This is a genomic window from Borreliella garinii, from assembly GCF_001922545.1.
Lineage (GTDB): Bacteria > Spirochaetota > Spirochaetia > Borreliales > Borreliaceae > Borreliella > Borreliella garinii.
Window position 1 is genome coordinate 734,400 of record NZ_CP018744.1, and the last position, 13,899, is coordinate 748,298.

At 26.2% G+C, this 13,899-nt stretch carries 14 protein-coding genes; 6 read left to right on the forward strand and 8 right to left on the reverse strand.

From position 1 onward, the window contains the following. Positions 1 to 24: 24 nt before the first annotated feature. Positions 25 to 246, reverse strand: a complete 222-nt coding sequence (gene infA, locus BLA33_RS03460; protein ID WP_002556767.1) for a translation initiation factor IF-1 — start codon at positions 244 to 246, stop codon at positions 25 to 27. A gap of 164 nt (positions 247 to 410) precedes the next feature. On the opposite strand from infA, the gene BLA33_RS03465 reads away from it, so the two are divergent. After that, complete coding sequence (locus BLA33_RS03465; protein WP_004791920.1) at positions 411 to 788, forward strand: TraR/DksA family transcriptional regulator; 378 nt, start codon at positions 411 to 413, stop codon at positions 786 to 788. An 11-nt stretch (positions 789 to 799) separates the two neighbouring features. On the opposite strand, the gene BLA33_RS03470 is transcribed toward BLA33_RS03465, so the two are convergent. Continuing rightward, positions 800 to 1,969, reverse strand: coding sequence for an OmpA family protein (locus tag BLA33_RS03470; RefSeq protein ID WP_029346627.1), 1,170 nt, complete (start codon positions 1,967 to 1,969; stop codon positions 800 to 802). A gap of 141 nt (positions 1,970 to 2,110) precedes the next feature. On the opposite strand from BLA33_RS03470, the gene malQ reads away from it, so the two are divergent. The 4 genes from malQ (at position 2,111) to BLA33_RS03490 (ending at position 8,433) form a co-directional block, all read left to right on the forward strand. After that, positions 2,111 to 3,631 (forward strand): 4-alpha-glucanotransferase, encoded by a 1,521-nt coding sequence (gene malQ, locus BLA33_RS03475; protein WP_075226490.1) that lies wholly within the window; start codon positions 2,111 to 2,113, stop codon positions 3,629 to 3,631. Positions 3,632 to 3,742: 111 nt separating this feature from the next. Next, positions 3,743 to 5,587, forward strand: a complete 1,845-nt coding sequence (locus BLA33_RS03480) for a putative glycoside hydrolase (RefSeq protein ID WP_029346626.1) — start codon at positions 3,743 to 3,745, stop codon at positions 5,585 to 5,587. Positions 5,588 to 5,614: 27 nt separating this feature from the next. Next, complete coding sequence (locus BLA33_RS03485) at positions 5,615 to 6,604, forward strand: calcium/sodium antiporter (RefSeq protein WP_032985528.1); 990 nt, start codon at positions 5,615 to 5,617, stop codon at positions 6,602 to 6,604. 80 nt (positions 6,605 to 6,684) lie between these two features. Next, entirely contained in the window at positions 6,685 to 8,433 is a 1,749-nt protein-coding gene (locus BLA33_RS03490; RefSeq protein ID WP_075226492.1) for a hypothetical protein, read from the forward strand. Between the two features lie 25 nt (positions 8,434 to 8,458). Here BLA33_RS03490 and BLA33_RS05755 read toward each other — a convergent pair whose 3' ends face one another. Continuing rightward, positions 8,459 to 8,626, reverse strand: a complete 168-nt coding sequence (locus tag BLA33_RS05755; protein ID WP_004791995.1) for a hypothetical protein — start codon at positions 8,624 to 8,626, stop codon at positions 8,459 to 8,461. A gap of 75 nt (positions 8,627 to 8,701) precedes the next feature. Between BLA33_RS05755 and BLA33_RS03495 the strand changes: the two genes are divergently transcribed. Beyond that, positions 8,702 to 10,303: an RHS repeat domain-containing protein gene (locus BLA33_RS03495; protein ID WP_075226494.1), complete on the forward strand. Its 1,602-nt coding sequence runs from the start codon at positions 8,702 to 8,704 to the stop codon at positions 10,301 to 10,303. Here the strand turns inward: BLA33_RS03495 and alr are convergent. From alr to BLA33_RS03520, 5 genes are all read right to left on the reverse strand, one after another. Beyond that, positions 10,295 to 11,413 (reverse strand): alanine racemase, encoded by a 1,119-nt coding sequence (gene alr, locus BLA33_RS03500; RefSeq protein WP_088123890.1) that lies wholly within the window; start codon positions 11,411 to 11,413, stop codon positions 10,295 to 10,297. The two genes, BLA33_RS03495 and alr, sit on opposite strands and share 9 nt — an antisense overlap. 47 nt (positions 11,414 to 11,460) lie before the next feature. Then, complete coding sequence (locus tag BLA33_RS03505; RefSeq protein ID WP_004791873.1) at positions 11,461 to 12,135, reverse strand: S2/P23 family protein; 675 nt, start codon at positions 12,133 to 12,135, stop codon at positions 11,461 to 11,463. A gap of 23 nt (positions 12,136 to 12,158) precedes the next feature. Beyond that, a complete protein-coding gene (locus BLA33_RS03510; protein WP_004791981.1) occupies positions 12,159 to 12,896 on the reverse strand; it encodes a S2/P23 family protein in 738 nt (245 codons plus the stop codon). Positions 12,897 to 13,040: 144 nt separating this feature from the next. Beyond that, positions 13,041 to 13,457: a hypothetical protein gene (locus BLA33_RS03515; RefSeq protein WP_004791879.1), complete on the reverse strand. Its 417-nt coding sequence runs from the start codon at positions 13,455 to 13,457 to the stop codon at positions 13,041 to 13,043. 3 nt (positions 13,458 to 13,460) lie between these two features. Next, the gene (locus tag BLA33_RS03520; RefSeq protein WP_004791530.1) at positions 13,461 to 13,889 is read right to left on the reverse strand and encodes a hypothetical protein; all 429 of its coding nucleotides are present in this window, start codon (positions 13,887 to 13,889) and stop codon (positions 13,461 to 13,463) included. Positions 13,890 to 13,899 lie beyond the last annotated feature (10 nt).

Consider the following 13,899-nt stretch of genomic DNA (forward strand, 5'->3'; position numbering starts at 1 on the left):
AAAAATTTTTAAAAAGGTTTAATTTTATTTTTCCCTGTATACTATTCTACCTTTTGTAAGGTCATAAGGAGATAGCTCAACTTTTACTTTATCGCCAGGAACGATTTTGATGAAATGTTTTCGCATCTTGCCAGATAGATGAGCAAGTACAATGTGCTTGTTTTTAAGTTCTACTCTAAACATGGTATTTGGAAGGGATTCTTTTACAATTCCTTCGGTTTCAATAGCTTCTTCTTTAATATTCAAGACAACCTCCGCATTTTTTTCTGATAGGATAAATTTTACATGATTAAACATATCATTTCAATTCTTCTTTTTAAGAATAAAAGCATTATTGTTTGTTTACATTATAAGAAATTGTGTATATAATTACACGAAGTTTTTTAAAAATGTAATTTATAGGAGGTATCATGCAAAAAGCTAGTTTTGAGCATGACTTTATTGAAGAGATAAAAAAATTTCTTTCAGCTGAAAAAAGAGAGATATTAGATTCTATTAAGTCTGTAGAAAATAGCAAAAAGGAAATAATTAATAATGATATGTATCCAAAGGATGTTGTTGATATTGCTTTTGATAATATGGATGGAAATAATCTTGAAGCGTTAGGTTTTGTTGAAAAAAGAAAGTTGAATTTAATAAATCAAGCTCTTTATAGAATTTCTCAAAATTCTTATGGTAAGTGCTTGGCTTGTGAAAAAGAGATTGCTAGAGAGAGACTTTTAGCGATTCCTTATGCTTTTTTATGTATTAGTTGTCAGACAAAAAAAGAAAAAAAGAGTAAAAGATGATACATCTTAAGTTAGTTATTTAATATTGTAATTTCTACTCGTCTATTTTTAGCCTTTAATGGGGACGAATTAGGATATTTTGGTTTTTGAGATCCCCATCCTTTAAATAGTATTTGATCTTTGTTTTTTACTTTCATTTTTATCAAATAATTTCCAATTGTACGAGCTCTTTTTTCAGAGAGCTCGTACATCTCTTCTTCTAATCCAAATTGTTCAGTATGTCCTTCTATTAGAATGTTATTTTTTTCAAATTTTTCAAGAAGTTTAGCTATAAGGTCAAGTTTTTTATATTCTTTTTGTAGTATTTGGAATGAGTCAGGATAAAATTCAATATCTAAGCTTAAATTAATACCTTTATTATTTTTTTCAACGACAATATTTTTTATTTTTTTTTCTTGGATGTAATTTTCAACTTCAGTTTCAATGAAATTATCATTTGGAAGTTCAATTGAAACTATTCTGCCAAGGGAGTTTCCAATCATTTTAAAATGTTGGTTGTTATTCTGCTTTATTTCAAAAATATATTCGTCATTGTATTTATATGTATTACCAATTTCATTGTCAAAATAAATTTTTTGTTCTACTTTTTGATAGAAAGAGATGTTTTTTATATTATATTGTGATTCATAATTAGAAAGAATTATGTGGTAATGTTTGCCGTTGTACTCTTCCTTACCTTTATATTCGTAGTTAACATTAAATTTTACAATGAAATCTTTCATGCTTTTGTCTATTTTTGAGGCTTCTATGTACTCTTCTGCGGGGTATGTCCATTTTTCATTTATTTTGATAGGTGTTTTTGGAAATCTTGGAATGCCTCTAACAGAGGGTCTTTTTTGATTTGCTCCTATTATATATTCTCCTTGTTTATTTACACTGAAGGTTTCTTCAAACTCTTCATTTAATAGATAAGGTTCATTAATGTTTTTTCTTTTTAAGATTCTAAAAAAAGCTTTAATGTTTGCAAATTTTTCTTTTGTGTCTTTTATTTCACTTGAAATTTGAATATTTGTTGTAGAACTTGAATTGTAATGGCCGTTAAAATAAACTTTTTGATTATCTTTGCCTTCTAATCTAAACTTTGTACCTTTAATGTATTTAAATTCAAAGGTTTCAGAAGACAAAGCTAATCTTTGAACTAAAAATAATAGCAACAATAGCATGGCTGCTTTTATATTCATTAATAGATTTTATCATAAAAGTATTTAATTTCTAAATTTTTCTTAAAATTGCTATTTTATATTTTGTTCTGATCTGATATTTATTATAATTTATAACACAGTGGGCAATTATTTAAATTATTAATTAATAGGGGTTTTTATATGAAGTATAAAAAAATAAGAATTAATTTAAATTTAAAAAGAAAAAGTGGTATTTTGCTTAATATAAGCTCTTTGCCATCTAAATATGGTATTGGAGATTTGGGGAAAGGGGCTTATAAATTTATAGATTTTTTGTTTGCATCTTCGCAAAGCTATTGGCAAATGTTTGCTTATTCTCCTATTGATTTTACAAGATCTCCTCCTTACTCAATTTTTTCGGCTTTTGCTGGCAATGTTTATTATATTGATTTAGAGGCTCTTGACAAATTTATAGATTCAGATTTAAACCTTTTAAAGGAAAATGAAACCAGATACTCTGATTTAAAAAAAATAAGCTTTAAAGATAAATTTCTTAAAGAAGCTGCTTTAAATTTTATTAATAGAGCTTCGGCTGATGAGGTTAGAAGCTTTGAAAAATTTAAAAAAAAGTCTTCTTATTGGCTTTTAGATTTTGCAAGTTTTGTTGCATTTAAAGAATATTTTCTAAAAGATTCAAGGGATGCTTTTAATGTTATTTTTGATAGAGGAATTCTTAAAAGAAATGAAAAAGACTTATTTAAATTGAGAAATATCCTCTCAAAAGAGATTAAAGTGCAAGAGGTACTGCAGTATTTCTTTTTTTCACAGTTTCAAGCTTTAAAGTGTTATGCAAATGACAAAGGAATTGAGCTAGTTATGAACGTGCCTCTTTTTATAGCGTATGATTCTGCTGATGTTTGGGCGCATCAAAAATATTTTAAGTTAAGATTTGATGCAAGCAAAGATAAGGTTGCAGGAATTTCTCCAGATTATTTTTTAGAGCAAGAGCAAGCTTGGGATAGTCCAGCTTATAGCTGGAATGTTTTAAAGAAAGTTAATTATGAATGGTGGGTAAAAAGGATTGGAATTTTAAGAAAGTATGTAGATGTAATTAAAATTGATCATTTCAGAGGTTTTGTTTCTACTTGGGAAGTTAGCGTTGGTGAGGCTTATGCTTTTAATGGGTTGTGGGTAAAGTCACCAGGACGAGATTTTTTTAATTTTATTTTAAATGAAATTAAAGATTTAAAAATTTGGGTTGAAGATTTTGAAAATGATCTTGAAGATGCTTCAAGGTTAAGAGATTTTTTTAATTTTCCAGGAATGAGAATAATGAAGCTTGCCTTTGATTTTGATTCGGACAATCAGAATCTTCCTCATAATTATATTAAAAATTGTATAGTTTACACAGGAATTGGCGATAATGGCACAATACGAGAATTTGTTAATTCTTTAGATGATTTACATAAAAAGTATATTTTTGATTATTTAAATACAAATGAAGATTTTGTTGTTTGGGGCATGATAAGAAGTGCTATGAGCAGTGTTTCTGATAATGTAATAATACCGATGCAAGATTATATTAGTTTAGGAGATGAATTTAGTGTAAATATTCCAAAAAACACTTTAAACAATTGGATTTTTAGATTATTAGAAAGTGATTTAGATGCTACTTTGAGTAAAAATATAAGTTTTATTACAAGGCTTTATGGCAGGGCTTAAGATTTTTAATAAGACACTTGTTATAATATTTTTAAATTTAATTGATATCCAATTAGTTAAATAAAAATCATTGTTATTTAATATTTTTTGATTTGCAAGTATTATGTATTAATGTATATGAAAATTTTTATCTATTGGATAGTTATTTTCTTCTTTTTTATTTTTAAAGTTTTTAGTATATATTCATTAACCGATGAAGAATTTTTTAAAAAATATAGTTTATTTTTTGTTCATAAAGGATTTTTGAGCAAAAATATTAATGGGGAAATAACCAAAGTTCAAGTTAATGGGATAGATTCTAGGTGGGTTTATCCTTTTAATAAGCTTGTACCTAGTCGAATTACCTCGATTTATGAAGATGTTTATTCTTCAAGTTCATTTTTAACTACAAGTGATAATCTTTATGTTTCTTATGATTATTCAAAGAATTTTAGAAAATTAGTGGGAATTAACAAATTTAACAGTAGTGCATATATTACATCGAGCGCCTTTTCTCAAGGAGAGTATAAGCGTATTGCTATTGGAACTGCGATTCATGGCATTTATCTTAGTGTCAATGGAGCTGTTAGTTTTAAAAATTTAAATCATTTAATTCCTCAGATTTATCTGGGTGCAGGGTATTACGACATTATTAGTGCTGTTGAATTTTCAAGAGAAGATATAAATAATTTATATTTTTCTTCTGGAGTTTATGGAGATATTTTTTTAATTAGTCAGAAAAGTGGATTTATTAAAAAAATTTCTTTTCCTTTTAAAAAGCAAATAATACGTATTTTAGATTTATCTAGCAAGAATGTGGAAAAAATTTTAGTTAGAACATATGATAATCATTTTTATTCTTATTTTAATGAACAATGGTTATTTATTGGGAAATTATCTTTGCAAGATCAGGATTTTGTTGAAAAATCACAAAGAATGCAGCTTGCTAAAAATAAAGGGTCTATTTATTTAACAGCGCATACATTGAGTAATAACAGGGCAGTTGATGAAAGATTTAAATTCATTAAAGATTCAGGTATGAATGCTGTTGTGATTGATTTTAAAGATGATAATGGTAATTTAACTTATTCTAGTAAGCTTTCTTTGCCCAATAGATTAGGATCTATTAAAAACTTAATTGATGTTTCTTATATTCTTAAAAAAGCTAGAGAACTTGGAATTTATGTTATTGCTAGATGTGTTGTATTTAAAGATGCAAAATTGTATTATTATAATAATTTTAAGCATGCTCTTTGGAATAAACGGACGAATAAACCTTGGGCTCATTTTATTAAAAAAGTTGATTCTAGTGGTCTTGTGAAATATGTACAAGTAGAGCATTGGGTAGATATTTTTTCTCCTGCCACTTGGGAGTATAATATTTCTATTGCAAAGGAAATACAATCTTTTGGAGTTGATGAGATACAGTTTGATTATATTAGATTTCCATCAGATGGTCCTGTATATTTTGCAACCTCAAAAATGAATAAGTATGAGATGCGCCCCGTTGATGCTCTTGAGTCTTTTTTGATTATGGCAAGAGAACAGCTTTATATTCCTATTTCTGTTGATATTTATGGGTACAATGGTTGGTTTCCTACTAATAGCATTGGGCAAAGTATTGCAATGTTGTCAGATTATGTTGATGTTATATCTCCTATGTTTTATCCTTCGCACTATACTAATGATTTTTTGCCAAGCAATTCTTATTATACAAAAAGAGCTTATAAGATTTATAAAGAGGGGAGTGATAGAGCATTTATGTTTTCTTTAAATGGGGTTGTCATTAGGCCTTATGTTCAAGCTTTTTTATTGGGAAAAGAAAGGTTTGTGAATGATGAGATTTATTTAAACTATTTAAAGTTTCAGCTTAAAGGGGTTAAAGAGTCGCTTGGTAGTGGTTTTAGTCTTTGGAACGCATCTAATGTTTATTATATGGTTAAAGGCAATTTAAAAGAATATTTAGATTCTTTTTAATTGTTCTTTCTTGTAAAGGAGATTTATTTGGAACATTTAATTCAATTTTTTTATGTAGGATTTGGTATTTTTTTATTGTATCTTGGTGGTAATTTACTTTTAAAAAGTTCAGTTAGCATTGCTACTTATTTAAAAGTTCCAACACTTTTAATAGGAGTTACAATAGTATCTTTTTCAACAAGCGCTCCAGAGCTTTTTACAAGTTTAGTGGCGGCTTTTAAGGGTAAAAACGAAATTGTTGTTTCTAATGTTATTGGTAGCAATATTATTAACATGTTGCTCGCTCTGCCTTTAGCGGGATTATTTTTAAGGATTAAGGCAGATTTTAAAAGGCTTAAGCTTTCTTTTATGTTTCTGTTTTTATTAATGTTTCTTCTTTTGCTGCTTTCATTTGATTTTAGATCTTATTCTTTTTTTGCAGTACCTTATAATCGCTTTAGCTCATTAAGTATCTTAATTTTGTTTTTATCATATCTTTTATTCTTTTACAAAGAAGAAAAAGCGCATTTCAGCTTAGAAAATAATCCTTCTCAAGAAGGTGTAAGTAATTTAAATCAGAGTTTAAATTTTATATTTTTTAATACGTTAAGCTTTTTTATTAGCATGTATTTTCTTTATTTGGGATCGAAATTATTGGTGGATGGGGCTCTTTATATTGCTAACAATGTTTTTAATGTTAGTGAAAAGTTGATTGGAATTATAGTTGTAGCTTTTGGAACAAGCGTTCCCGAGCTTGTTGTATCTCTTTTTGCAATCATTAGAAAAGAGTCAGATATTGCATTTGGAAACATTATTGGTAGCAATATTTTTAATATTGGATTTATTTTAGCTAGTAGTAGTTTTTTTAAACCTATCTTGTTGCAAGATATTTATATTTTAGATTTTAGTATAATGGTGTTTATAACTTTAGTTTTATTCTTAGTGGTTAAATTTAAAGGGGTTTTTAGCAGAGGCATTTCTTTGATTTTTTTGCTTTTATATGTTTTTTATAATTTAATGTTATTTAACTTTTATTGATTATGTGATCTTAATTTTAGCTTATTAATATATTTTTAATGTAATATGTTTTATTATTTAAATGTAATAAAAGGAACAATATGAAAAAATTACCAGAAATTTTTTATATGAGTGGCAAAGAAGTAGATATTTTGATTTCTCAGCTAGGAATAGCTTCTGATACCCAAAAATCAATTTTGAAAACTATTTTGTCTTATAAAAAGAATGCTATAGATTATTCTTCTTTTATAGAAGAACATTCTGTAAGAATACGAGGTTTAAAAGGAGAGCTTGATTTTTTATTTCGCAAACTTTATGAAGTTAAAAGAGGAATAGTTACTAATAAAATAGTAGCGGATGGAGAATTTTTGCCAGATAACATAATTTTGACCGATGAGGCCAGTTATGATTTTTATTATTATTCTATTGACGATTTATTTTTGAAAACTTATATAGGAATAGAGCTTTTTAGTTTTTTGCTTACTGTTAAAAACATAGAATCTAGTTTGTTGGTTTTTCAGAATGAATTTATAACCATTACAGATTCAGATATTAACTACAAATTTTTTGAAACAAAATCACGATTTAAAGAAATATTAGTTTGGAGATCATTGATAATTCCATCGAGCAGGGCTTTATATTTTATTGAGTTTGTTAAAAAAATATTTTTTAATATTGCTTCTAATAATATTGTAAAAGATGTTTTCGTTAGAATAAAAGGATTAAAGCTTAGTGATTATGAGAGAGCCTTAGAAGAGGGTAAAAATATTATTGGTGCTATTGCTAAGATTCTCTCTGGTATTATTGAAATTAAGGATGAAGTTCTTGGCAAGAAAGGAATCACTTTTTCTAAAAATTATTTTGTTTTTTTGGAATTTCTTAATCTTTTTATTAAAAATGAAAAAGACTTAGAAGAGCTTAAGGCTGTGGAAGCTATTAAAATTGACGAATCTTTAAAAGCAATTGAAAAGACTTTGGAATTTAAAAAAGGTCCAATTGCTAGAGAAGAGTTTTCTAGTATTGTAAAAGTTTATTCTGAGGGTCTTAACGATCCCGAAAATTTTTTATTAGTTGCTAATATGTACTTTTTTGAATCTAAAATTCATGATATTTTGCCAAAAATATTTCAAGTAAAAGAAAATTTTTATTTGTACAAACCTTTTGCATATGAGTTTTTTTTAGAAGAATATGAAAAGGTTTTACAATTTCTTAATAGTGAATTGAGGACCAGTATATTTAAAATTCTTAGTTTTGGGGATGATCCTTCTTCTATTTTCACAGAAGAGGGCTTAGAAGAAGTTATATCTAGATTAGTATCTAGATATATTATGAATGAGTATTGCTTAAAAAATAAAGTTAAATTTCTTGACCTTATTGTTTCTCATTACAGAAGAATTTATAAAACACAAAATGTTCAAGTCCATCTTAAAGATTTGATTAAAGTTGAAGCAGCAAAATATTTTAAGAATAGTAACGAATTACTACCTTTGTATAAAATATATAAACTTGATTTATATTCGCTTTTGAATGCTGCTTACAAAGATTTAAGTTTGTTTAAAAGAATTGTTTTGTTTTTGACAGGTAAACATCAAAGCTATAAAGAGGCTTTGTCTAGATTGGATTTTAGAGCTGGTTTAAATAAAAATGGAAGTGGTCTTTTTGATTCAAACGAAAGAGTTAAAAGACAATTGGAAAAAATTAGAAAACAAAGAGAGGAAATAAAAGCGCAAGTTAGAAATTCTTTCCCCAAAAAAGGTGCAACGCCTAAGCAGGCAGTAAATAAGAACTATACAAAACAAGAGCAAGATGAAGCATGGGTCAAATTTAGTGATAGGATACAAAAAAAATAGCATTACAAGTGAGTGGATCTATTTGTTAAAATAAATCCCTTGGCTTTCTTGCTGTATTTTTTGAAGTTTGACATTCTGCATAATGCCTTATTTTTCCATTTTCAAATTTTGATTTCATTACAATTTTTCCTCCCCAGCGGCTTATCAGTTCTTTTGAACCTACTCTTTGAGCGTTTTTAGAAATTTTTGCCATTTTAAGCTCCTTTTGATAGATTTATTGTATAATAAAATCTATCAAAATAAGGTTGATTTATCAAGGAATTTATTCATGTTATTTATAATATTTTTTATGAGCTCTTCTCTTTTTGCAAAAGAAGTTTACTATAGGTTTGCAGATTATTCTATTAATTACAACATAGTAGGTAAATATGAGATTACAAAAGAAGAGTCTGAGGAAGAATTTGGATATAAATTTACTTATGATAGCAATAATAATCTTATTTTAGTTAATTATATTGGTAAGCTTAGCATTTTAATGCCTTCTTTTTTTAATGCAAGCCAAATTAAAATAGAAAGATCTAAAAACAGCGAAAGGCGCATATTTCTAAATAGGGGACTTGCTTTTAAAAATAATAATGGTGTTTACATTGAGCATATAGAATATATGAATGATGGCAGAATTAAAAATATTTTTAATTATAATAGATCTAATGAAATGGTTAGGGATAGATATGATGTTTCTTATTATCATTTTTTATACGATAATGAGAGAGAGTTTAGTGTTTATAGATTTAATGAATCAGGTATTCAAATTAAAGATTTAAATAATGTGTATTTTACAAAGATTAGCTATGATCATTCCAAACTTGTTAAAACGGTTTTGTATTACGATGAGAATGGTTATATTTCAAGATCAAAAAACGGCACTTGTGGGTTTAGATTAACTTATGACGCTAATCATAACCTTATTAAAGAGGAATATCTTGATAAATCAGCTTACACCGTTTCAAATCCATTTTCTGTAGCTACTAAAATATATCATTACGATGTTGATGGAAAAGTTATTGAGATTTTAAATTATGATATTAATAACAATTTAACCCCTGATGAAAATAATGTAGCAATTTATCGTTATGAATATTATTTTAAAGATAAAGATTGTTATTATAAGGAATATAATTATGACAATAATAATAATTTAACAATCAGTCAAAATGGTTATGCCATGAAGAAGACTATTTTTTATATCCAAAATAATGAAAAAAGGATAATAAACTATAGTAACAAAATCAATAAAAACTATAATAGAGACATTCCAACTGTTTATGAAGAGAAGTATGAAATAATGGATAATTTTAAAGGCATTGCTATTTATAGTTATAAATATGATGACAAGTTTTATCTAATAGAAAATATTTTTTTTGATAAAAATTTTAATTTAATAGCTGATTTGAAAGGTGTGATGATTTACAGATACTCTTACGACAAAGAAGGATTTTTGATTGCTCAAGAGCATTTTGGCGGTGATTTTGTTAATCCAATAGATGATTTTGAAGGAGTTTCAAAGTATAAATTTAGTTACGATTCTAATGGCAATATGATTTCAAAGAAAAATTACTCTAAGGATGGAGCTTTGGTTGCTGATTGTAATTTTGTTTTTGAATATTTATATGAATATGATAAACAAAATAGACTTATTTCTCAAAAAAATTTTGGAAGCTTGGGACAATTGCAGGACGATATTCATGGAGTTAGTGTTTATAAATATGAATACAATAAATTTGGGAAAATATCAAAACAGTCAAATCATGGTCCAGATTTGAGATTAAGAGATGATGTTGGGGGATTTTCAATTTATAAGTGGATTTATGATGCTAGAGGAAATTTAATAGATTTCCAAAAATTTGATTCTTTGGGCAATTTAATCTAAGTATTTTCTTTTCTCATATTTTCCTATATTGCATAGTAATTCATAATGACTTCTTTTAGAAAATTTACTCATTTTATCTATACTTAATTTTTCTGATACAATTTCTACTTTTGAACCTGTTCTAACTTTTAAGTCTTTAGGAATTTCTACTATTGTTAGATTCATGCAGACCTTTCCCCTTATTTTACATTTTTGATTGTTTATTAAAAAATAAAAATTATTATTTATATTTTGAGGTATTCCATCAAAATATCCGATTGGAATAATTCCTATTTTCATATCCTCTTTGGCTTGAAATATGCCCGAATATGAAATTTTTTCACCTTTTTTTACATTTTTGATAAATATTACTTTTGAAAATAAATTTAATACAGGTTTGAAATTCAGGGTAGTTTTTTTGTTTTTTAGTGATTGACAATAACCGTAAAGAATAAGACCCGGTCTTACCATATTAAATTGTGGATTTATTTTGTAGTTGATAATGTGCCCCGAATTAGAAATATGGACAAATTTTGGATTTATATTTTTTTGTTTAAGTGTTTCCAAAACCAATAAAAATTTTTCTATTTGTTTTTGTGTGGTTTTAAAGTTTTCTGTTGCCGGAAGATGTGAGCAGATCCCTTCTAGTTCTAGAAATTGTGAATTTTGAATATATGTAGCTATTTCAAGGGCACTATCTATTCTTATTCCGTATCTATTCATGCCAATATCAATTTTTAAATGGACTTTTATTTTCTTTTTTTGCAATGCACATTCTTTTTCTATTAAAAATAGATATTCAAAATCTGCAACAAATGGTAATAACTCAAGTTTAATCAAATTTTTAATTTCTTTTTTATCTACTTTAATGTACATCAATATTTTTATATTTTTATCAATTTTTTTAAGTGTTTTAGCATCTTCAATATTAGAAAGTCCAAAATAATTTATTTTTTTTTCTTTAAAAAATTTAAAGATATTTATAAGTCCATGACCATATGCGTCGCCTTTTAAGGTAGCCACTATTTCTTTTTCACCAATTTTATTTTTAATTAAATTTAAGTTATGTTCTAAATTATTTAAATTTATTATTATTGTTTTGTTACTACTCATTTTTTTATTATCATATATTTAGCTCTCTTAGAGAAGTAAGAATCTTTTTTCTATTAATTTGTGATTTATTCTATAATGGGTATTGGGAATTTTTTTATTTGGCTGCCTTTAAAATGTAATCTCAATTGTTTTTGGAAATCATTATATATTTTAGGGTTAATTCTAATTTCATATATTTTAGTTTCTTTATTTATATTATTTTCTACTGTTATTGCTGCCAAAATATAATACCAGTTGTTATTCTTGTAATATTCTGCAATTGTTTTTGAGAGAGATTCAGTTCTTAATGTACCAAATGAATAAGCATCTTTTGCGAGCTCTTTTTTTGATTGCTGCTTTCCACTGGTGAGGCTGCTTAGATAATTAATAAAATTGCCTTTATCTGGACTTAAAAATTCTAATTTTGTAATTTTATATTTCCTAGAAGCTTCATTTGATAGGTCAAACGAAATAATAGCAGAAGATCCAATTTTTGAAAATACATTTATAAATGAATAGCTAACCCCAATGAGTTCTTTTATTGGGGCTCCATTCAAATCCACTAATTCCATGTAAGGCTGGCTAACGGCGATATCAACAGGTGTAAGTAAAAAACTTTGTTTTAGTTTTTTAATTCTTGTTTTTGTATTTTCTTTTACAATATAATTTTCATTTTCGAAGATATTAATTTCGTTTTGAGAAAAAATATTTTTAGCTAGAGAAAGAATTATTACAGTTAAAATAAATTTTTTAATGATCATAAAATATTTCCTTTCGTTTATATTTATATATCTTCAAATAGATCTCCATTTGTGTCTTTTAAAATGGAATTTTCTTTTAGTACTTCTTTTAAAAAGTCAATAATTAATTTTGAATTAAGAGAAATCTTATAAATTTTAGTTTCTTGAGTAAGTTTATTTTTGACGGTTAAATTTGCAAGCATATAATTCCAATGACCATTTTGATATGTTTTTTTAAAAGCATCTTTAAGTTTCTCGCTCATCAATATTCCAAATGGGTATGCAGTAACATATCCTTCTTCTTGTGAATTTTCAACAATTAGAAGAGGATTTTTAAGCTCTAGGTTGGAACCAGCTGTTATAAATTTAATATCTTCAATTTCATATTCTTTGTCTCCATTTTTAGTTGTTTCAAAAAGTATTAATAGCGATGTGTAATTGCTATATTTATCGTCCATTTTTATAGGAGATAGTATATAAGAATATCCAAATTTGTTTTTAAATTCTGGCATTACTTGTCCATATTCATCTAAGATTGCCATTGCCTTTGTTTTTATCCAAGTTACGTCATGATTGGTATTCATGACTGGCAATTTTTTATTCACAATTTTGCCTGATATTAAATGTAATTTCCCATCGTTTAAGGGCAATTTTTCATTGCTTATTGGTTTTCCAATTTCGCCGTCTTGTTGTACAGGTTGTGGCTTTTTAAAAAAAGCGCAACTCAGCATTAACATAAGCACTGCCATTAATTTTAAACATTTATGTATTCTAAATAGCATTATATCTTCTTCCTTTATACCATTTATGATTTTTATTGAGAGGTGATTAAAATCATATTAAATTGTAATAATGATATAGAATACTTATGCCAAAGTCAAGTTGCTTTTTAGTAGTTTTATTCTTTAAGAATTATATTTGTAATTTTACAATAAAGGTATTTCTGCTGCTAAAAAATGAATTATTCCTATAATGATTGATATAATGCCAATTAACTGTTGATTATTTTCAAGTATTGATTGAAATTTGCCATATTTGTTATTATTTTGAATTTCTGTAGGCAATTTTTGTTTTAAAAACAAGATAAATCCAATTAAAAATAAACTTATAGCTGGAATTAAATTTCCAATTATTGGCAATTTGTAGGGCTTGATTATTTCAAGAGCGCTAGTTATTAAAAATAATAATCCAAAAATGCTTTTTACCTTTTTGTTATCGTTTATTAAATTTACAAAATCTTCAAAAATTTTAAAAAATTTTATTTTCTCTATTAACATTGGGAATGCAAGTATTATTCCTCCCAAGATGTTAAGCAAAACAGACATGAAGTATATTTGCATCATATTTTATCCTCTAGGTTTTATTCTTTTGTTATAAAAAATATTTTTATTACCATTGCTCTTTAGTATTATACTTAATAAACTTTCATTTTGATAGATTATATTAGCATATGTTGTGAAGTTTTTACTGCTTATGTAAAGCATATTGCTTTCAATTAATCTATTGTCCAGATAAATGTCTAGCTTGGCTTTTCCCAGGTTGGAGATTTTTTTTGTTTTTATGTTTATTTTTAGCGATAATTTACTTTTATCTTGTTTGTAGCTTATTGTCATTTTGATATTGTTTTTATTATTTTCGAGATTTTGAATTCTAGGAATTAGTAAAATTTTAAAAAATAAAAGAATTATAACAAAGATTAATCCAACAATGATATGTTTTTTCATTTTTTTTTGGTATTCAATTTCTAGTTGTTGATTGCAATTAATCTTTTTCATTATATTTGCA

Coding starts and splice junctions, on each gene's coding strand:
- BLA33_RS03465 (WP_004791920.1), top strand. CDS start 411: ATGCAAAAAGCTAGTTTTGAGCATGACTTTATTGAAGAGATAAAAAAA.
- BLA33_RS03470 (WP_029346627.1), bottom strand. CDS start 1,969: ATGAATATAAAAGCAGCCATGCTATTGTTGCTATTATTTTTAGTTCAA.
- malQ (WP_075226490.1), top strand. CDS start 2,111: ATGAAGTATAAAAAAATAAGAATTAATTTAAATTTAAAAAGAAAAAGT.
- BLA33_RS03480 (WP_029346626.1), top strand. CDS start 3,743: ATGTATATGAAAATTTTTATCTATTGGATAGTTATTTTCTTCTTTTTT.
- BLA33_RS03490 (WP_075226492.1), top strand. CDS start 6,685: ATGAAAAAATTACCAGAAATTTTTTATATGAGTGGCAAAGAAGTAGAT.
- BLA33_RS05755 (WP_004791995.1), bottom strand. CDS start 8,626: ATGGCAAAAATTTCTAAAAACGCTCAAAGAGTAGGTTCAAAAGAACTG.
- BLA33_RS03495 (WP_075226494.1), top strand. CDS start 8,702: ATGTTATTTATAATATTTTTTATGAGCTCTTCTCTTTTTGCAAAAGAA.
- BLA33_RS03505 (WP_004791873.1), bottom strand. CDS start 12,135: ATGATCATTAAAAAATTTATTTTAACTGTAATAATTCTTTCTCTAGCT.
- BLA33_RS03510 (WP_004791981.1), bottom strand. CDS start 12,896: ATGCTATTTAGAATACATAAATGTTTAAAATTAATGGCAGTGCTTATG.
- BLA33_RS03515 (WP_004791879.1), bottom strand. CDS start 13,457: ATGATGCAAATATACTTCATGTCTGTTTTGCTTAACATCTTGGGAGGA.
- BLA33_RS03520 (WP_004791530.1), bottom strand. CDS start 13,889: ATGAAAAAGATTAATTGCAATCAACAACTAGAAATTGAATACCAAAAA.